Origin of the sequence: Shigella sp. FC1967 (genome assembly GCF_001743005.1) — a bacterium.
GTDB lineage: Bacteria > Pseudomonadota > Gammaproteobacteria > Enterobacterales > Enterobacteriaceae > Proteus.
This window is the reverse complement of sequence record NZ_MIIZ01000698.1, coordinates 1-19,953: the sequence shown is the minus strand read 5'-3', so window position 1 is coordinate 19,953 and position 19,953 is coordinate 1. Positions and strand designations below refer to the sequence as shown.

General features: G+C 38.8%; 10 protein-coding genes and 8 pseudogenes. 9 read left to right on the top strand and 9 right to left on the bottom strand.

Annotation, left to right across the window (positions count from 1 at the left end; all coding sequences use genetic code 11):
- Positions 1 to 80 precede the first annotated feature (80 nt).
- From cysB to topA, 3 genes and pseudogenes are all read right to left on the bottom strand, one after another.
- Positions 81 to 1,017, bottom strand: a pseudogene (cysB, locus tag BHE89_RS10250) (HTH-type transcriptional regulator CysB).
- Positions 1,018 to 1,258: 241 nt separating this feature from the next.
- Positions 1,259 to 1,783: a superoxide dismutase family protein gene (gene sodC / locus BHE89_RS10245; protein ID WP_069369236.1), complete on the bottom strand. Its 525-nt coding sequence runs from the start codon at positions 1,781 to 1,783 to the stop codon at positions 1,259 to 1,261.
- Between the two features lie 152 nt (positions 1,784 to 1,935).
- Complete coding sequence (gene topA / locus BHE89_RS10240; protein WP_069369237.1) at positions 1,936 to 4,533, bottom strand: type I DNA topoisomerase; 2,598 nt, start codon at positions 4,531 to 4,533, stop codon at positions 1,936 to 1,938.
- A 308-nt stretch (positions 4,534 to 4,841) separates the two neighbouring features.
- Here topA and BHE89_RS10235 point away from each other — a divergent pair.
- Positions 4,842 to 5,091, top strand: a pseudogene (locus tag BHE89_RS10235) (YciN family protein).
- 493 nt (positions 5,092 to 5,584) lie between these two features.
- Here the strand turns inward: BHE89_RS10235 and sohB are convergent.
- Positions 5,585 to 6,631 (bottom strand): protease SohB, encoded by a 1,047-nt coding sequence (gene sohB, locus BHE89_RS10230; protein ID WP_069369239.1) that lies wholly within the window; start codon positions 6,629 to 6,631, stop codon positions 5,585 to 5,587.
- Positions 6,632 to 6,845: 214 nt separating this feature from the next.
- Here sohB and BHE89_RS10225 point away from each other — a divergent pair, with 214 nt between their 5' ends.
- Together BHE89_RS10225 and cobO are read left to right on the top strand one after the other, a co-directional pair.
- Positions 6,846 to 7,607, top strand: a complete 762-nt coding sequence (locus BHE89_RS10225; protein WP_171729951.1) for a YciK family oxidoreductase — start codon at positions 6,846 to 6,848, stop codon at positions 7,605 to 7,607.
- Positions 7,608 to 7,632: 25 nt separating this feature from the next.
- A pseudogene (gene cobO / locus BHE89_RS10220) lies at positions 7,633 to 8,224 on the top strand (cob(I)yrinic acid a,c-diamide adenosyltransferase).
- 45 nt (positions 8,225 to 8,269) lie between these two features.
- On the opposite strand, the gene BHE89_RS25530 reads toward cobO, so the two are convergent.
- The 5 genes and pseudogenes from BHE89_RS25530 to rnm all read right to left on the bottom strand — a co-directional run bounded on the left by BHE89_RS25530 (position 8,270) and on the right by rnm (position 12,287).
- Positions 8,270 to 8,392, bottom strand: a complete 123-nt coding sequence (locus BHE89_RS25530) for a hypothetical protein (protein WP_286146055.1) — start codon at positions 8,390 to 8,392, stop codon at positions 8,270 to 8,272.
- 230 nt (positions 8,393 to 8,622) lie between these two features.
- Positions 8,623 to 9,126, bottom strand: coding sequence for a hypothetical protein (locus tag BHE89_RS25525; RefSeq protein ID WP_286146054.1), 504 nt, complete (start codon positions 9,124 to 9,126; stop codon positions 8,623 to 8,625).
- A 301-nt stretch (positions 9,127 to 9,427) separates the two neighbouring features.
- Positions 9,428 to 10,353 (bottom strand): annotated as a pseudogene (rluB, locus tag BHE89_RS10210) (23S rRNA pseudouridine(2605) synthase RluB).
- Between the two features lie 427 nt (positions 10,354 to 10,780).
- On the bottom strand, positions 10,781 to 11,401 hold the full coding sequence (locus BHE89_RS10205) for an L-threonylcarbamoyladenylate synthase (RefSeq protein WP_069369244.1): 621 nt from the start codon (positions 11,399 to 11,401) through the stop codon (positions 10,781 to 10,783).
- 24 nt (positions 11,402 to 11,425) lie between these two features.
- A pseudogene (gene rnm, locus BHE89_RS10200) lies at positions 11,426 to 12,287 on the bottom strand (RNase RNM).
- A gap of 307 nt (positions 12,288 to 12,594) precedes the next feature.
- Between rnm and BHE89_RS10195 the strand changes: the two are divergent.
- The 6 genes and pseudogenes from BHE89_RS10195 (at position 12,595) to BHE89_RS10165 (ending at position 19,750) form a co-directional block, all read left to right on the top strand.
- Positions 12,595 to 14,171, top strand: a pseudogene (locus BHE89_RS10195) (anthranilate synthase component 1).
- A pseudogene (trpD, locus tag BHE89_RS27420) lies at positions 14,171 to 15,764 on the top strand (bifunctional anthranilate synthase glutamate amidotransferase component TrpG/anthranilate phosphoribosyltransferase TrpD). The pseudogenes BHE89_RS10195 and trpD overlap by 1 nt, the downstream one beginning before the upstream one ends.
- 4 nt (positions 15,765 to 15,768) lie before the next feature.
- Entirely contained in the window at positions 15,769 to 17,124 is a 1,356-nt protein-coding gene (gene trpCF / locus BHE89_RS10180) for a bifunctional indole-3-glycerol-phosphate synthase TrpC/phosphoribosylanthranilate isomerase TrpF (protein ID WP_069369249.1), read from the top strand.
- A 39-nt stretch (positions 17,125 to 17,163) separates the two neighbouring features.
- Positions 17,164 to 18,354, top strand: coding sequence for a tryptophan synthase subunit beta (gene trpB / locus BHE89_RS10175; RefSeq protein ID WP_069369250.1), 1,191 nt, complete (start codon positions 17,164 to 17,166; stop codon positions 18,352 to 18,354).
- Positions 18,354 to 19,161: pseudogene (trpA, locus tag BHE89_RS10170) on the top strand (tryptophan synthase subunit alpha). The gene trpB and the pseudogene trpA overlap by 1 nt, the downstream one beginning before the upstream one ends.
- Before the next feature lie 274 nt (positions 19,162 to 19,435).
- Complete coding sequence (locus BHE89_RS10165; protein WP_069369252.1) at positions 19,436 to 19,750, top strand: BON domain-containing protein; 315 nt, start codon at positions 19,436 to 19,438, stop codon at positions 19,748 to 19,750.
- Positions 19,751 to 19,953: the final 203 nt, after the last annotated feature.

The window sequence follows — 19,953 nt, the reverse complement described above, 5'->3', positions numbered from 1 at the left end:
AATCATACATATAGCCACGTAAAAACCCACTACGACGAAACGCAATTTTAGTGGTGCTATAACTAAACTTATCACGCATATCAATGGCAACTAAATCGCAACGCAACAGCTTGCTCAATTAAATTTACGCGTAAGATGAGGTGCAAAACGCCACATAAAATCATACATATAGCCACGTAAAAACCCACTACGACGAAACGCAATTTTAGTGGTGCTATAACTAAACTTATCACGCATATCAATGGCAACTAAATCGCTATCGAGTACAGGATCAAATGCCATACTGGCAATCACACCAATGCCTAAATGCAGTCTGACATACGTTTTAATCACATCCGCATCGGTGGCAGTGAAAACAATTTTAGGTTTTAACCCTACCTTACCGAAAGCATCATCAAGATCGGAGCGTCCTGTAAAGCCTTGGGTATAAGTCACGATATCATAACCCGCGAGCTCTTTGAGTGTCACTTCTCGTTTTTGTGCCAGTGGATGATCTTTTGAAACCACCACAATACGGTTCCAACGATAACAAGGTAGCATCACTAAATCGTTATAAAGATGCAGTGATTCTGTGGCAATCGCAAAATCACTTTTACCTCTGCATACATCTTCAGCAATTTGTGTGGGTGAACCTTGATTCATATGCAATGAAACATCCGGATAACGCTCAATAAAACCTTTTATCACTGGAGGCAATACATAACGAGCTTGTGTATGCGTTGTTGCAATCGATAGTGAACCTCTATCTGGATAAGTGTGTTCACCCGCGGCTGATCGAATCGCTTCTGTTTTTGATAAAATTTCTCTAGACAGCCTTACAATTTCTTCACCCGCCGGTGTGACATGCGTTAGATGTTTACCACTGCGAGAAAATATTTGTATACCTAGCTCATCTTCTAACATGCGAATTTGTTTACTTATTCCCGGTTGAGATGTATACAAACGCTCTGCCGTGGTCGAAACATTTAAATCGTTATTCACCACTTCAACGATATAACGCAACTGTTGTAATTTCATGGAGAGGCTATCCCTTCAACAAAAGACTTATTATTCCGTTATTCTATTTATATTCATATAACTAAAAAGAATAATAAAGATGTAATATATAACCACTATATCACTTATTTCATTTCGGTCTAACGTAATTAATAGGGTTATTTAGCTTTTGTTATATCAAATAGTTATAAGCTATAAATAAGCATAAAAAAAAGCTGACCTTATCTGCCAGCTTTTATTTCATCGTCATCGTGGGACTCAATTATTTAATCACACCACATGCCATTCTTGCTCCACCACCGCCAAGAGCCTCGGGATCATCAGAGTAGTTGTCTCCCCCCACATGAACCATGATTGCTTTATCTTTGACTTGCTCAAGCTTAGTGAGTTTTGGCGCTAATACTGCGTAATTAGCAACACCTTTGTCATTCACAACTAATCCAGGTAAATCACCTAGATGCCCATCTTTATTATAAGGTCCTAAATGAGCACCAACTTTCTCAGGATCTAAATGCCCCCCTGCTTTTAAAGCCGGTACAGGTTTGCCATCTTTCATATCAGGCTCACAAGAACCATTTGCATGAATATGAAAACCATGAATACCTGGTGTTAATCCAGTGAGTTTTGGGGTAAATAACAACCCATAATCAGTTTCAGTGATAGTGACAACACCAATATCGTTGCCTGCTCCCGTCGGTAAAGCTTCTTTTAACGTGACATCTAACGTTGCAGCGCTTGCCACAGAAGTAAAAAGTAAGCCAGATAGTAATAAAGACATCGGTTTCATAGTATCTCCGTCTTATTAGCAAAGTAAGATATTAGACAAATAGAAATCAACCATTAATACTGTTTCAGTATATTTAATTAGCATACCTTCTTAATACAAAAAAGCGACTAACTCTCATTAGTCGCTTTTTTATTTATCACGTAATGCTCATGTTATTTGGTTTTTTCAACCCATTTACCATCAACATAGAATGCAGACCAACCTGTTGCTTTACCCTCTTTCTCTGAAGAAACATATTGCTGTTTTGTTTTACGACTAAAACGCACAATCGTTGGGTTTCCTTCAGGATCTGCCACCGGCGCTTCTGCTAAATAGCGCATTTTCTCTGCTAAACGATCTTTAAAGCGAACCAGTTCTTCCACTTTTGGTGCTCGCGTTTCTCTTGATTTAGGGAACGTATTTGCAGCTAAGAATACACCCGCCGCACCGTCTCGTAAGACAAAGTAAGCATCTGATTTTTCGCATAGCAATTCAGGAAGTGGAACGGGATCTTCCTTCGGTGGTGCAATTTCACCGCTTTTTAAGATTTTACGGGTATTTTTACAGTCATCATTAGTACATCCCATGTATTTACCAAAACGTCCCATTTTCAGGTGCATTTCAGAGCCACATTTATCGCACTCAATAACTGGACCTTCATAACCTTTTAAGCGGAATTCACCTTCTTCAACTTCATAACCATCACATGCAGGGTTATTACCACAAACATGTAACTTACGATGAGTATCAATCAGGTAACTGTCCATTGCAGTACCACATTTCGGGCAACGACGGCGCGCACGTAATGCATTAGTTTCTGCATCTTCACCCTCAAGAATATTTAATAATTCATCTTCAGGGATAAGGTTAATAGTTTGCTTACAACGCTCTTTAGGCGGTAAAGCATAACCTGAACAGCCTAAGAATACGCCGGTTGTCGCCGTTCTAATTCCCATATGACGAGAACAAGTTGGACATTCAATCGACGTGATCACCATTGGATTTGGTCGCATGCCACCTTCTTCCGGATCTTTTTCAGCGATCTCTAATTGCTGACTAAAATCGGTGAAGAACGCATCTAATACCGCTTTCCAGTTTTCTTCATTATTAGCAACATGGTCGAGGTGATCTTCCATCTGCGCCGTAAAATCGTAATTCATTAAATCGCTAAAATTCTCTTCTAAGCGATCTGTTACGATTTCACCCATTTTTTCTGCATAAAAACGACGGTTTTCAACTTTTACATAACCACGATCTTGAATAGTGGAGATGATAGATGCATAGGTTGAAGGACGACCAATACCCCGTTTTTCTAATTCTTTAACTAACGTAGCTTCACTAAAACGTGCTGGTGGCTTAGTAAAGTGCTGAGTAGGTTCTAACTCAGCTAAAGTCAGTTTTGCCCCTACATCAACTGCTGGTAGGGTTTTATCTTCATCTTTATTACGCATCGCTGGCATGACTTTCGTCCAACCTGCAAAACGTAAAGTACGACCTTTAGCACGTAATTTATAATCACCTGATTCGACTGTTAATGTCGTTGAATCGTATTTTGCGGGTGTCATTTGACAAGCCACAAATTGATTCCAAATCAGTTGATATAAACGTTTGGCATCGTTATCCATATCTTTTAAAGATTCTGCGATAACGTTGATATCAGAAGGACGGATAGCTTCGTGTGCTTCTTGAGAATTTTCTTTGCTTGAATAAACATTTGGCTCTTTCGGCAAATATTTAGCACCGAAATTCTCATTGATATAACCACGCGCCATTTGAATTGCATCCTGACTTAAGTTAGTTGAGTCAGTACGCATATAGGTTATATAACCCGCTTCATAAAGACGCTGAGCTAACATCATCGTCTTTTTCACACCAAAGCTTAAACGCGTACTTGCCGCTTGCTGTAAGGTGGATGTGATAAATGGAGCACTAGGTTTGCTTGATGTTGGTCTATCTTCACGATCTTTTACCGTAAAAATCGCATTTTGTAATGCATTTACCGCAACCTGTGTTTCATCGGATGAAACGGGATTGAAGGCTTTATCATTATAATGCGTGACTTCCATTCGCAATGGCTGTTCGTCAGGCGTTAACAGTGATGCATGTAATTGCCAATATTCTTCAGGAACAAAGGCTTTAATTTCACGCTCACGTTCAACTAAAAGACGCACAGCAACGGATTGTACACGACCCGCAGATAATCCACGAGCCACTTTTTTCCAAAGCAAAGGTGAAACCATATAGCCTACAACACGATCCATAAAGCGACGTGCTTGTTGCGCGTTAACGCGATCTATATTTAACTCACCAGGCGTTTGGAAAGCTTGTGTAATGGCATTTTTAGTGATCTCGTTAAAAACCACCCGACTAAATCGTTCATCATCGCCGCCGATAACTTCGCGTAAATGCCACGCGATAGCTTCTCCTTCGCGGTCAAGGTCCGTTGCGAGATAGACATGATCAGCTTTCTCAGCCAATGCTTTTAGTTCAGCCACAACTTTTTCTTTACCGGGTAGAATTTGATAGTTCGCATTCCATCCATTATAGGGATCAACTCCCATGCGGCTGACTAAGGCTGATTTCTCATCCTTTTTAACTTTTTTCACGCCTTTCGTGGCGGATGAGTTTTCGCTCTTCTGGCTGCCAGAACCACTCTTTGGCAAATCACGAATGTGACCCACGCTAGATTTAACAACGTAGTCATTGCCAAGATATTTATTGATCGTTTTGGCTTTAGCCGGGGACTCCACGATAACAAGAGCTTTACCCATAATTACCTTTACCTAATTAAACTTTGTTATGACGGTATCGTTTAATACCCTCAACTAAAAAAATGTTTAAAATCTCTTTTTTATATTGCGTTAGTTTTGCAATATATCAACCTGTTTTTATTCAAAGCTTTTGTTTAAGCTCAAAACTCATAACTTTTTTTTGAGGTATTTTAATCACCTCTCTGCTTTGATCGGGCACAGGCAAATCATTGTTTGCTACATATAGAGTAGCTAAGCTTTTAAAAATGCCACACTCTACCTGATAAAAAGTGAGGCGCAACAAATTATTTTTCTAAGGAGCACATATTATGTCAACACAAACTACACCTATTACAACAGAGATGCTACTTGAAAAAAGCGAATAAAATCATATGCGAACATGAAGATTATTTACAAGGTATGCGTGCTGATTCGGTAGAACAAAAAGGTAATGTCCTCGTATTTAAAGGTGAATTTTTTTTAGATGAACAAGGTTTACCCACTGCAAAAAGCACTGCTGCATTCAATATGTTTAAACATTTAGCTCATGTGTTATCTGATAAATACCATTTAGAATAAGTCACCTTCGTGAGCTTTTTATTTATTCACTCAAGTCAATTAATTGACTCTTTATCGATAACAAAAAGAGTGCTTGTTTGCCAGTTATTGCATTCATTGACATGCCAATAACTGGCATAACAAAATGAAAATAAAGAATAAAAATTCAATTTAATCATGCTACAAATTTTCTGTCCCATTTCAACATTCGATTACACTTACCTATTAATACAATCAGTAATATCAATTATTTTTATGTTCGATTTACCGCTATATTAAAGCCTCCTAGAAAGAGGAAATATTTACCCTGACGTTGTTATAAGTAATATCATTATTTTTTTGATTACCAGTGAAATTTTCACTGGTTTTTTTTTTACCTTATCAAAATGAAAAGGTTTAAAAATAGAAAGTTAGAAGATTTATTGAGATGATTTAGGGATAATAAGTGGGTAAGAAAGGATGATATCAGCAATAATCATTATCACTGATATCATTTATTGTGTATTAACTGGGCTTATAGCAGCGGTTTCTTACTTCTTTGTACCCAGCGCATCATAAGTTTATCAATACTTTCCATTGCGCCACCGGTAACACGCTCAACCATTTTCTTTCTGGTAACATATTGGACAGCGAGGACTTCAAAATCATTAATATGATTGATCAACCAATCATCACTCACACCAACTTCATCAATTAAGCCTCTATTGAGTGCTTCTGAGCCATACCAATACTCACCCGTTGCAACGCTATCAATATCAAGTTGAGGGCGATATTTATGCACAAATGATTTAAACAATAGATGCGTTTCATTTAAATCTTGCTTAAATTTTTCACGACCTTCTTCAGTATTTTCACCTAATAAAGTCAATGTGCGTTTATATTCACCAGCTGTATGTAACTCAACATCAATATCATTTTTCTTTAGTAAACGGTGAATGTTAGGGATCTGAGCCACAACACCAATCGAACCAATAATCGCAAAGGGTGCAGCAACAATTTTATCTGCCACACATGCCATCATATATCCCCCACTCGCAGCCACTTTATCGACAACCGCCGTCAGTTTAATACCCTTTTCTTTTAAGCGTGTTAATTGCGCTGCGGCTAATCCATATCCGTGAACCATGCCTCCAGGGCTTTCTAAGCGCAGTAATACTTCATCACCGGCTTGTGCAACAGAAAGAATGGCACTGATTTCTTCACGTAATGCTCCTACTTCGTGGGCATCCATACTACCGTTAAAATCAAGCACATATAAACAAGGTTTTACAACGCCTTTTTTACCTTCTTTTGCATTGTTTTTACTCTGTTTATTCTCTTTTTTCTGCTGTTTTTTAAACGCTTTATACCAGACTTTTAATTCAGCATCGTCCATTTTTGCTTGTTGCATAACGCGCTGTTTTTCTTCGTAAGCTTCAGCAAGATCTGTGACTTTTAACGTCCCTTTACGATTTTGCTTTTTATTTCCAATCACAACAAAAAACAACACGATAGCGATAATCGCCACAACAACAGTGACAATTTCTGCTAAAAACAGTCCATATTGTAAAATATACTCCACAAAGACCTCTTTTTAAGGTTAATAACACTAACTAAAATCAATATGCCTAGTTTAACCAAATTCTGCTTTAGCGCCAGCAGCAAAGGCATGATTCTGCTTAATACAATAAAGAAAGTAACCACAAATTGTAAACAAAAAGTCAGACGAAACTGGTCGCTAGACAAATAAGACGTTACACTTTATTTACTTTTTTACTAGACAGGATATCAATATGTTGCAATATCAACCCGATCATAGCGTGCTAAAAGATAAAATTATTCTAGTAACAGGTGCTGGTGATGGCATAGGAAAAGAAGCCGCACTGACTTATGCGCAATATGGCGCAACACTTATCTTATTAGGTCGTACTCTATCAAAACTTGAAGATGTTCAAGAAGAAATAATTACATCAGGTGGTCAACAACCTATGTTATATCCACTTGATCTACTTACAGCGACAGAGAACGATTTTCAGCAATTTGCGGATACTCTCGTTAAACGTTTCCCTCATCTTGATGGTGTGCTGCAAAATGCGGGTCTATTAGGTGTTGTTGAACCAATTATTAATCAACCAAGCAACCTTTGGCATGATGTTATGCAAGTTAACGTCAATGCGACATTTATGCTTACCAAAGCACTGTTACCTTTAATGCTCAAAGCTCCTCATGCAAGCCTTATCCTCACCACCTCGAGTGTCGGTCGCCAAGGTCGTTATGGCTGGGGAGCTTATTCGGTATCTAAATTCGCGACAGAAGGCTTAATGCAAGTACTTAACGAAGAATATAACGATAGTACCTTGCGTATTAACTGTATTAATCCTGGTGGCACACGTACCGCAATGCGAGCAAGTGCATTTCCAGAAGAAAATGCACAAAAATTGAAAACACCGAAAGATTTGATGCCTTTATATCTCTATTTAATGAGTGATGACAGTATTGACGTAAAAGGACAGTCTTTAGATGCACAACCTGGTCGTAAAGCGGGCCCTGCTGAATAATATAAGTTAAGTTTGAGGTAGCAAAATGAATGACGCACAACACCAAAAACGCCAACAACGTTTAAAAGAGAAAGTAGATACCCGAATTGAGCAAGCTCAGCAAGAACAAGGTGTTTTGATGATCTTTACAGGTAACGGTAAAGGAAAAACAACAGCAGCGATGGGAACAGCCACACGCGCTGTTGGTCATCAAAAAAAAGGTCGGTGTTGTGCAGTTTATAAAAGGAACATGGGAAAACGGTGAACGTAACCTACTGGAACAATTCGGTGTACCATTTTATGTAATGGAAACCGGTTTTACTTGGGAAACACAAGATAAAAGCACGGATACAGCTGCCTGTTTAAATACTTGGCAATATGCACTCAAAATGCTTAATGACCCAGAATACGATCTCGTTATTCTCGATGAAATTACCTATATGATTAGCTTTAATTATTTGCCATTAGAAGAGGTTGTTTCAGCTATTGGCTCTCGTCCTTCTCATCAAAATGTCATTATTACAGGAAGAGGCTGTCATAGAAAATTAATCGAGTTAGCCGATACTGTGACAGAAATGCGTCCTATTAAACATGCTTTTGATAGTGGGATAAAAGCACAAAAAGGCATAGATTGGTAATAATCTCTTACCCGAGTCTCAATTAACTAAAAACTGAATAATTATTTATATTAAAGCAGGTTCGCTTAATATGCCTGCACCAAATATACGCCCTGTTTCATTTATTAATTTAAAGTAAGCTTCTTTATCATCAAATATATCATTTTGTATTTGTTGACTATAAACCATAGCCATTATCATTATATGAAAATGATATTCATTATAGTAGTTTTGCTTTTCATTCGGATCACGTGAAGCTAAATAGGAAATTGGTGACTTTATAAATACTTTTAGCTTCTTTCAACAGTTCTCTGTTATTAAACTCAATATGACTCAATGTTGGAATAAAATCATCTGTCCGCGTGTTTCCATCATCTATCCAATTATATTTATCTTTTTCTTTATGTGCTTCCAATAAATTACGCCCTGAATAGACATGAATACCATATGGTTTCCTTGATATAAAAATCTTGAAATTCAGTCTGTGAAAAACACTTAGTTAATACATTAATTCCCCCCTTATTACTCCAATCAGGTAAATAAGTTGGGATAGGTTCATTTAAAGGAACATCACAACGGAAAACATTATTATCAATAAATATCGCATCGGAGCTATTAATCGCCCCATGCACAAGCTGACCATCAATCCAAACAGAACGCATTGTTAAATACAAAGGCTCATTATCTTCTTTAGGAGAAAAATTAGAAGTAAAGCTGTAGTATACTTCCTTAGCTGGATTAATTATTCCTCCATGATTGCCAGAATAAATCATAAAGGTTTTCTTCTTCCCTTCAGCATCAACTAATACATGCTTCCCATTCTCTAATTTTATTTCTTTTACTTCACCGGTATTAAGCCAAAAAGAATTATTATCAATTTGAAAGACTAACGGTGTTGTTTTATTGTTACTAATATAAAACACGCCAGACTGTGAATTTAAATTAGTTCTTTGCTCACAACCCGCAGTAAGAGTAGTCGCACATAATATTGTTTGTTAAATAAAAAGAACGATGCATATATCGCGTATACCTTATCGTAAAATATACAAATAAAATAAAATATTATTTTAATAAACGTGACTTCTCATTTCATCAATCCGTGCATCATAATTTTATTTATGGAAAAAAGAAAGCTATCAAAAAAGAAAGCAGCCCTATTCCGATAGGTGCCTTCTTTATAAAAAATGATATTTTAATTTAAAATAATAAATAATTATTCGCTAATTACTTTTTATTTCCTGCTGATTGGCGACGACTTGAGGCTCTTTTGGCTGGTGATGTTGAAGTCCGTGTTGATAATTTAGTATGACGTTTAACCGCACGGCGGATCTGATTCGCTTTGATGCGACGCTGATCTTTTTCTACGGCAACTTTTGTTACTGTTTCGTCATTTAATTCAACTAGCTGACGTAAATAGTTGATTTGCTCTAATCCAAGCTCAACCCAGCCACCACGTGGTAATCCTTTCGGTAAATCAATATCACCGTAACGAACACGAATAAGGCGACTAACTTGAACACCAACCGCTTCCCACATACGACGGACTTCACGGTTACGCCCTTCTGTAAGAGACACGTTGTACCATTGGTTAATGCCTTCGCCACCGCGGTAAGAAACAGAACGGAATGAGGCAGGACCATCTTCTAATTGTACACCACGCGTTAATTGACGAATTTTTTGCATCATCAATTTTCACCAAACACACGGACAGCGTACTCACGCTCAACTTCACGGCTAGGATGCATTAAACGGTTAGCTAATTCACCGTCTGTTGTAAATAACAGTAATCCACTGGTGTTCACATCAAGACGACCCACAGCAATCCAGCGGGCACTATTAAGGCGAGGAAGACGTTGGAAAACCGTTGGACGACCTTGTGGATCACTGCGAGTACACAGTTCACCTTCAGGTTTGTAATAAGCAAGCACACGGCAGACATCTTTTTGTGCTTCACGAATATTTAGAATACGACCATCTAGGCGGATTTTTGCAGTAGTGGTGACATCAATACGATCACCTAATTTCGCTTTAGTACCATCAATGCTGATACGTCCTTCTTGAAGATAGCCTTCAATTTCACGACGCGAACCGTGACCAGAACGAGCAAGGATTTTTTGTAATTTTTCAGTGCGTTGCGATTTATCGCTCATGAAACAACCTCATGTGTCGCCTTCACAGGCGTCATAAAAATAGAATTATTTAAAAAAATCAATTAGATAAAAACAACCCATATTTATTAAAAGGAAAATAAACATAGATTTATTGATTAAATAGCAAACAATGTTGATGCGCTTTCACATCAACATTGTGATAAATAGTGGCGATAAAATGATGTTGGCAAACTCTTAACAACTGATTAGCCGTTTGTCTGCAAATCGATTATGTTTAACGTTTAAAGTTTAGCGTTTAAATTCGCGTTGATATAACCGATTTCAAAAACAGACAGTGTAATGTTTTATCGCAACGGATAAATTTAACACAAGCGACAAATCCCTTCACCTTTTATCTCTTTATCGCGTGATAAATTTCTTCACTATCGAGTTGTTTACACTCAATTCAGTTTAGGCCGCTAAAGACTTACTGAAAGGGTGTAATATCACCCGTACCTTCACGTACAATAACGGGAGTATCTTCTGTTAAATCAATGACCGTTGTTGGTTTTTGTCCTAAATAACCACCATGGATCACCAAATCAACTTGTTTGCTTAATAAATCTTCGATTTCTTCTGGATCAGATTCAGCAAAATCATTTCCCGGTAAAATCAGGCTTGTTGACATTAATGGCTCGCCAATATTTTCTAACAATGCCAGTGCAATAGGATTAGAAGGAACACGTAAACCAATCGTTTTACGCTTATCATTCATCAAACGCTTTGGTACATCTTTAGTCGCTTTTAATATAAAAGTATAATTACCTGGCGTGTTATTTTTTATTAAACGAAACACGACATTATCCACATAGGCGTAATTAGCAATTTCTGATAAATCACGACACATCAGTGTAAAATTGTGATTTTTATCTAATTGGCGAATACGACAAATTCGCGTCATTGCCTCTTTATTTTCTAAACAGCAGCCAATAGCATAGCCAGAGTCTGTTGGATAAATGACCACACCGCCTTTGCGTAAAATATCAGCACTTTGTTCAATTAAACGAGCCTGCGGATTATCAGGGTGAATATAAAAAAGTTGGCTCATACATCCCTCAACGAATTTCTAATGTTACTCTTGCCATAGCGACCAAACTGGTTCTACACCGCTGGGTAACCATAAATTACGCCCTAATTCTATCCACGAACAAGGGCGATGAAAATCAGAACCTAACGAAGCTTTTAACCCATAAAGTTGCGCTAATGCTGCGTGTTGTTCCCGTTCTTGTGGTGGTTGTTGACATTGTGCCACTTCGATCGCATCACCACCAAGTTGTTTAAAATAAAGCGTTAAGCGTTTTAACCATTTAGAGGATAGACCATACCGTCCTGGATGCGCTAATACTGCAACACCACCAGCCTCATGGATCGCTGTGACAGCGTCACCGATTGAGCTCCACTGTGGGGGCACATAACCTGTTTTACCTTTTGCTAAATAGCGTTTAAAGACTTTATTAACCGAGGCAACATGCCCTTCATTTACGAGAAAGCGGGCAAAGTGTCCTCTTGTAACTTGTCCGCCATACGCTAAGGCCTTTGCCCCTTCAAATGCATTTGCAATACCCGCTTTTTCTAATCGTTCACCTATCATCATTGCACGTGTTTCACGGCATTGGCTTTGTGACGAAAGCAGTGTCTTCATGGCGTTATGGTTAATATCAATATTCAACCCAACGATATGGATTTCTATATTCTCCCATAAAGTCGATATTTCGACACCCGATATCAGGGTAAGAGGCAGATTTTTTTTCTGCAATATAATCATTAGCAGGTGTAATCGCCGCCGTTGTATCGTGATCAGTAATCGCTAAGACATTAATTTGACGCTCTATCGCTCTCTCAACCAATTCTTCTGGTGAAAGCTCGCCATCTGACGCTGTAGTGTGGCTGTGCAAATCATAAATCACTCTTAAATCAGATAGCACTTCTGTCATCGCTTCTCCCTTTTCATCTTAGCAAGATAATAAATTTTAAAGAGTATGCCATAAAGTACTTGACGAACCTAACGCAATCCAGTTTACTAGTACACAACACGAGCTAGTCTATTAACTTATCATCTGTCGTTAGCTGTAAGGAGATTTTATGAATATCAATCAACATCTTATCGCTCTTTGGTGGCGCAATACTCTTTTATGGGCGGTTTGATCTCCTGCTTCACGTCAGTGATATCTAAAACCGCCTACGCGGGGTTTTTTTTATGCACCAAAAACAGTTAAATAAAAATAATATAGAGCGATAATAATGAATACATCACTTGCATTCTCATTCAATACCAAGGCAACGCCACTGCCTTATCACAGCGAACCTGCTTTACTTTTCAATACATTATGTGAAAATAAACATCACACATTGTTGTTAGAGTCTGCACAAGTTGACACTAAAGCAAACTTAAAAAGTTTGTTAATTGTTGATAGTGCATTACGGATCAGTGCCGTAAAAAACCAAGTCACCATTGATGCATTAAGCGTTAATGGACAAGCTTTATTACCTGCTTTAAAAATCGCACTAAAAGAAAAAGCTATCTTAATGCAAGAGAGCGATAAACAGTGTGTTTTTACATTTTCAGCACCTGCACAAGATATTGATGAAGAAAGCAAATTAAAATCAGCCAGCGTATTTGATGCTTTACGCTTCTTTCTTGCTAACAAAGACACTAAAGAGGCTAATGCTATTTTTGTCGGTGGCTTATTTGCTTATGATTTAGTCAGTGGATTTGAACCTATTCCCGAATTAGACACGCTTTTTTCATGCCCTGACTACTGCTTTTACTTAGCAGAACAATTAATCGTGATCGACCATCAAAATAAAGATAGTCAACTCATTTCCATTGCTTTTACTGATGATGCAACCGAATCTCAGCGCCTCACTTTACGACAAACTGAGTTAATTTCTCTGGCTAAACAACCCTTAAAAAATCCTATTCGTCGCACGTTAACAGCCGCAGAATCAACAATACAAGGGAATATGGATGATAAAGGTTATGGTGATATCGTTGAGGCAATGAAAACCTATATTCGTCGTGGTGATATTTTTCAAGTTGTTCCATCACGTCGCTTTCAAGTTGCTTGCCCTTCACCTCTTGCCGCTTATCAAGTGTTGAAAGAGAAAAACCCAAGCCCCTATTTGTTTTATATGCAAGATGCTTTGTTCACGGTATTTGGGGCATCACCAGAAAGTGCATTGAAATATCAAACAAGTGATCGCCAAATTGAAATCTATCCAATCGCAGGAACTCGCCCAAGAGGACGTAACGCAGATGGTTCGATCAATGCGGATTTAGACAGCCGAATTGAACTTGAAATGCGCACTGATACGAAAGAGCTTTCTGAACATGTAATGTTAGTTGATTTAGCACGTAATGATTTAGCACGTATTTGCCAGGCGGGTAGCCGTTATGTCGCAGAATTAACAAAAGTTGATCGTTATGCTTTTGTCATGCACTTAGTCTCAAGAGTCGTAGGCAAATTACGTGATGACTTAGATATTTTTCATGCTTATCAAGCTTGTATGAATATGGGAACACTATCAGCGCGCCTAAAGTCAGTGCAATGCAATTGATTGCTCGTTACGAAAAAACAAAACGTGGCAGTTATGGTGGTGCTATCGGCTATTTTACTGGCGCTGGCGATTTCGATACTTGCATAGTTATTCGTTCTGCTTATGTTGAAAATAATATTGCAACTATTCAAGTGGGTGCTGGAATTGTGCTTGATTCAGATCCTCAAATGGAAGCTGAAGAGACACGCAATAAATCACAAGCTGTCATCAACGCTATTTTACAAGCTCATACTGATACCCCATTTCAGGAGGCTTGCTAATGGCGACTATCTTACTACTCGATAATATCGACTCATTTACGTATAACCTTGTCGATCAATTACGTGCTCTTGGCAATAACGTTGTGATTTATCGCAATAGCGTCTCTGCTGAGTTTATTGAACAAAAATTACGTGAACTTGATAACCCGATCTTACTGTTATCTCCCGGACCAGGCGCTCCCTCACAAGCAGGTTGTATGCCTGAACTGTTAAAACGTGTATTAGGTACATTACCTGTAATTGGTATTTGCTTAGGTCATCAAGCCATTATTGAGGCATACGGTGGCAAAGTTTCTTCATGTGGAGAGATCTTACATGGCAAAGCGACATTAGCGGAACACGATAACAGTGAAATGTTTATGCATTTACCTCATCCTTTACCTGTTGCTCGTTATCATTCACTGTCAGGAGAACACATTCCAGAACAGCTCATTATTAATGCTTGGTGCGATAACACGGTTATGGCGGTGCGTCACCGTCAACATAAAACGTGTGGTTTTCAATTTCACCCAGAATCAATTTTAACCACAAAAGGCGCACAACTTTTAGAACAAACCATCGCATGGGCATTAACTCCTAAAGGAGACGCATAAAATGGAAACTATCTTCAATAAATTATTTAGTGCACAGCAGTTAACATTAGAAGAAAGCCAAACACTGTTTAGTGCCATTATTCGCGGTGAGTTAACCGAATCACAATTAGCGGCTGTTTTGATCAGCATGAAAATGCGTGGTGAACATCCTCAAGAAATCGCAGGGGCGGCACGTGCATTACTTGAAAATGCACAACCGTTTCCTCGCCCTGATTACACGTTTTGCGACATTGTTGGCACTGGAGGAGATGGTGCCAATAGTATCAATATTTCAACAGCAAGCGCGTTTGTGGCGGCTGAAGTCGGTATCAAAGTTGCAAAACATGGTAATCGTAGCGTATCCAGTCGTTCGGGCTCTTCTGATTTATTAGCTGCATTTGGTATTCCTTTAGACAGAAGTGCTGATGATGCGCGCCAATTACTGGATGAAGTGGGTTTATGCTTTTTATTTGCACCTCAGTATCACAGTGGTTTTCGTTTTGCCGCCCCCGTTCGCCAACAACTAAAAACACGTACATTATTTAATGTATTGGGTCCTTTGATTAATCCTGCTCGCCCGCCATTAGCATTAATTGGTGTGTATAGCCCAGAATTATTGATGCCTATTGCAGATACATTGAATGTTTTAGGTTATGAGCGTGCTGCTGTTGTTCACAGTGGTGGAATGGATGAAGTTTCACTACATGCACCGACGCAAGTCGCTGAATTACGTAATGGTCGCATTACACGTTATGAACTGACACCCAGTGATTTTGGTCTTCGCCCTTGTGCTATTACTGATTTAAAAGGGGGGACACCAGAAGTAAACCGTCAATTATTAGCCGATTTACTTCAAGGTGAAGGAAAAAGAGCACATACCGAATCTGTTGCAGCTAATGTCGCTTTATTAATGCGTTTACATGGGCAAGAAGATTTAAAAATGAATACTGAAGTTGCTATGCACGCCATTTATAGCGGTAAAGCAATAAATCGTGTAACAGCATTAGCCGCGAGAGGATAAGAGTATGACTGTATTAAACGCCATCGTAAAAGATAAAGCTGAATATTTAATTGCACGTAAAGCGAATCAACCATTATCAGAATTTGTGCACCAAATAGTGCCATCAACACGCTCGTTTTATCAGGCATTAACACAGCCTAATACTGTTTTTATTTTAGAGTGTAAAAAAGCTTCACCGTCAAAAGGCTTAATTCGTGCTGATTTTGATCCCGCTACGATTGCAAAAATTTATCAACCTTATGCTGCTGCAATTTCGGTATTGACTGATGAAAAATATTTTCAAGGAAGCTTTGATTATTTACGTCAAGTCAGCCAAGCCGTACATCAACCTGTTTTGTGCAAAGATTTTATTATTGATGAATACCAAATCTATTTAGCGCGTTTTTATCAAGCGGATGCCATTTTACTCATGCTCTCTGTCTTAAATGATGAGCAATATCGCGCACTATCAGCCGTTGCTCATCAATTAAATATGGGGGTATTAACCGAAGTCAGCACCGAAGAAGAGCGCCAGCGTGCCATTAATCTCAATGCCAAAGTTATTGGTATTAATAATCGTGATTTACGTGATCTCTCTATCGATTTAGCGCGTACTCGGCAGTTAAGCCAAGGATTACCTCAAGATGCAATCGTGATCAGTGAGTCAGGTATTCACACCCACCAGCAAGTTCAAGAATTAAGCCAATATGCTAACGGTTTTCTGGTAGGTAGTGCCTTAATGTCACAAGACAATATTGACCAAGCGGTGAGAGCGCTCGTTCTGGGAAAGCATAAAGTGTGCGGATTGACTCGCACACAAGATGTAGAAGCGGTTTATCAAGCGGGTGCGTATTATGCGGGGTTAATTTTTGCAGAGAAATCCCCTCGAAAAGTGACGATGTCACAAGCACAAACGTTGATAACACAAGCTCCTTTAGCATTTGTCGGGGTTTTTCAAAACCAACCTATTGAGCTTATTTGTGACTATGCTGAAAAACTTAATTTATCTGCTATTCAGTTACATGGGCAAGAAGATGCACAATTTATTGAGCAACTTCACCAAAGAATTCAACCAAATTGTGAAATTTGGCAAGCAATAAATATGGCGAACCACACTGATATCCTCCCCGTTTCACACGTTAATAAATATGTACTTGATAACGGAACGGGAGGCACAGGAACAACATTTGATTGGCAAAAAATTCCTAATACATTACGTGAAAAAGCGTTACTTGCAGGCGGTCTTAACAGTGAAAACTGCCTAGATGCGATGAAAACAGGCTGTATCGGACTTGATTTTAACTCTGGAGTTGAATCGGCGCCGGGCATAAAAGATGCACAACGTCTGAAGCAAGTATTTGCACAATTACAGCTAAATTAAATTTCACAAAGAAAAAATTTTAAACAGGATGACATCACAATGAGAAAACTTAACCCCTACTTTGGCGAATTTGGTGGCCAATATGTACCTGAAATCTTAATTCCTGCATTGGATCAACTCGAACAAGCTTTTATTGATGCGCAAAACGATCCCTCTTTTCAGCAAGAATTCCAAGATTTATTAAAAAATTATGCTGGCAGACCAACGGCATTAACCCTTTGCCGTAATTTGACAGAAGGCACGCGAACACGTTTATATCTAAAACGTGAAGATTTGCTGCATGGTGGCGCCCATAAAACTAACCAAGTATTAGGTCAAGCCTTATTAGCAAAACGCATGGGGAAAACCGAAATAATTGCAGAAACAGGTGCGGGTCAACATGGTGTTGCAACAGCGTTAGCCTGTGCACTGCTTAATATGAAATGTCGTATCTATATGGGTGCTAAAGACGTTGAACGTCAATCACCTAACGTATTTCGTATGCGCTTAATGGGTGCCGAAGTTATTCCTGTTCACAGTGGTTCATCGACCTTAAAAGATGCGTGTAATGAGGCATTACGTGACTGGTCTGGTTGTTACGATCGCGCGCATTACTTATTAGGAACGGCGGCAGGTCCTCATCCTTATCCAACCATTGTCCGTGAGTTTCAACGTATGATTGGAGATGAAGCCAAAGCCCAAATTCTAGAGCGTGAAGGTCGTCTACCTGATGCGGTTATCGCTTGTATTGGCGGTGGTTCCAACGCTATCGGTTTGTTTGCGTCCTTTATTCCAGAAACGTCGGTGCAGCTAATTGGCGTTGAACCTGCCGGTAAAGGAATTGAAACGGGTGAACATGGTGCACCACTGAAACATGGAAAATTAGGGATCTATTTTGGTATGAAATCCCCAATTATGCAGACTGATGAAGGACAAATTGAAGAGTCATATTCAATTTCAGCGGGTCTTGATTTCCCGTCAGTTGGACCACAGCACGCACATTTAAATAGCATTGGTCGTGCTGATTATGTTTCTGTTACTGATGACGAAGCCATTGAAGCATTCAAAGCACTTTCTCGCCGAGAAGGAATTATTCCTGCCTTAGAATCTTCTCATGCATTGGCTTATGCATTGAAATTAATTGCACAAAATCCTGACAAAGAGCAGCTATTAATTGTGAATTTATCAGGCCGTGGTGATAAAGATATTTTTACTGTAAACGATATTTTAGCAGCAAGAGGAGAAATCTAATGAGCCGTTATCAAGTATGCTTTGAAGCATTAGCACAAAAACAGCAAGGCGCATTTGTTCCTTTTGTCACATTAGGTGATCCTTCCCCTGAATTGTCATTACAAATTATTGATGCGTTAATTGAAGGTGGCGCAGATGCATTAGAGATTGGTATTCCCTTTTCTGATCCTCTTGCTGATGGCCCTACTATCCAAGGTGCTAATTTACGGGCATTGAATGTAGGTGTAACCCCCTCGGATTGCTTTGTACTTTTAGCTAATGTACGCAAAAAAACATCCTAATATTCCTATTGGTCTATTAGTTTATGCCAACCTTGTTTTTAGTAATGGTATTGATAATTTTTACAGCAAATGCGAGCAAGCCGGTGTGGATTCTGTCTTAATTGGTGATGTTCCCTTACGTGAATCAAAAGTGTTTCGTGAAGCAGCAGAACGCGCAAATATCAGTCCTATTTTTATTTGTCCTCCTAACGCTGATGATGAACTGTTACAAGAATTAGCGATATCGGGTAAAGCTTATACCTATTTACTATCAAGAGCGGGTGTAACCGGTACAGATAAACGTGCAGAGCAATCACTCACACATCTTACTGACAAACTAAAAACCTATCATGCACCTCCTGCATTACAAGGATTTGGAATTTCAGAACCTAAACAAGTGAAAGAGGCGATTGCAAATGGCGCGGCTGGCGCAATTTCAGGCTCGGCAGTTGTTCAGATTATTGAGAAAAACTTGCATCAGCCCGATGTCATGCTGAAAACACTGACTCAATTTGTTAAAGAAATGAAAGCGGCAACGCTTGCCTAATCACCTTTTGGATCCGCTTTAGAAGAATAGTTTGCTATTTTTCTAAGCGGATTACTCTTAAATCCACACTGACTAGCTCAGGCTTTTTATTGCTTATTTTGCTGCCTAACCCGCATAAAATGGTGCAATATTCCCTCTTGTCTTATTTTAAGAGACTTGAACCGTTCTAATAAAAATTTGGCAAAATTTTATTTTTTGCACATACTTTATAAAGCGCTTTATATTTTCTTTTCAGAAATACTCAATCAATAATGTGATTAAAAGGAGTTTGATGATGAAACTATGGGCAAAAATCTCCGCTGTTATGGCAGCGTTACTGATGGCGTTCACCTTGTCTGCATGTTCACCCACGCCCACATCAGAAGGTACTGGGGGTTATTTTGATGACTCCGTGATCACCACCAAAGTTAAGACAGCATTAATAGGTGAAAAAAATCTTAACTCAACACAAATTAGCGTCGAGACATTTAAAGGCAAAGTGCAATTAAGTGGTTTCGTCTCTTCTCAAGCAGACGCCAACCGTGCCATTGAAACAACCCGTAAAGTGACTGGCGTAAAAGGTGTTATCAACTCAATGGTGATCCGCTGATCCCCTATTTATTCTAGTCTTCCTTTAGCCTTACTTGTTAGACCACCCTTGCGGTGGTCTTTTTTTCGTCATCACTGCGTTCTTAATCTTGCTTTTATCATAATGCAGATCAATTTTTATAAAAAAACGTCAATAGATTAAAAAAAAGGGTATTTTTAATTCGCCTTAAAAATCGTTCATAAAAAGAACAATTAAGAAAAATA

What these genes read in the sequence shown, in the direction of transcription:
- sodC (WP_069369236.1), bottom strand. Translation starts at nt 1,783, where the DNA reads ATGAAACCGATGTCTTTATTACTATCTGGCTTACTTTTTACTTCTGTG.
- topA (WP_069369237.1), bottom strand. Translation starts at nt 4,533, where the DNA reads ATGGGTAAAGCTCTTGTTATCGTGGAGTCCCCGGCTAAAGCCAAAACG.
- BHE89_RS25530 (WP_286146055.1), bottom strand. Translation starts at nt 8,392, where the DNA reads ATGGTTTATAGTCAACAAATACAAAATGATATATTTGATGATAAAGAA.
- BHE89_RS10205 (WP_069369244.1), bottom strand. Translation starts at nt 11,401, where the DNA reads ATGAGCCAACTTTTTTATATTCACCCTGATAATCCGCAGGCTCGTTTA.
- trpCF (WP_069369249.1), top strand. Translation starts at nt 15,769, where the DNA reads ATGACTGTATTAAACGCCATCGTAAAAGATAAAGCTGAATATTTAATT.
- trpB (WP_069369250.1), top strand. Translation starts at nt 17,164, where the DNA reads ATGAGAAAACTTAACCCCTACTTTGGCGAATTTGGTGGCCAATATGTA.
- BHE89_RS10165 (WP_069369252.1), top strand. Translation starts at nt 19,436, where the DNA reads ATGAAACTATGGGCAAAAATCTCCGCTGTTATGGCAGCGTTACTGATG.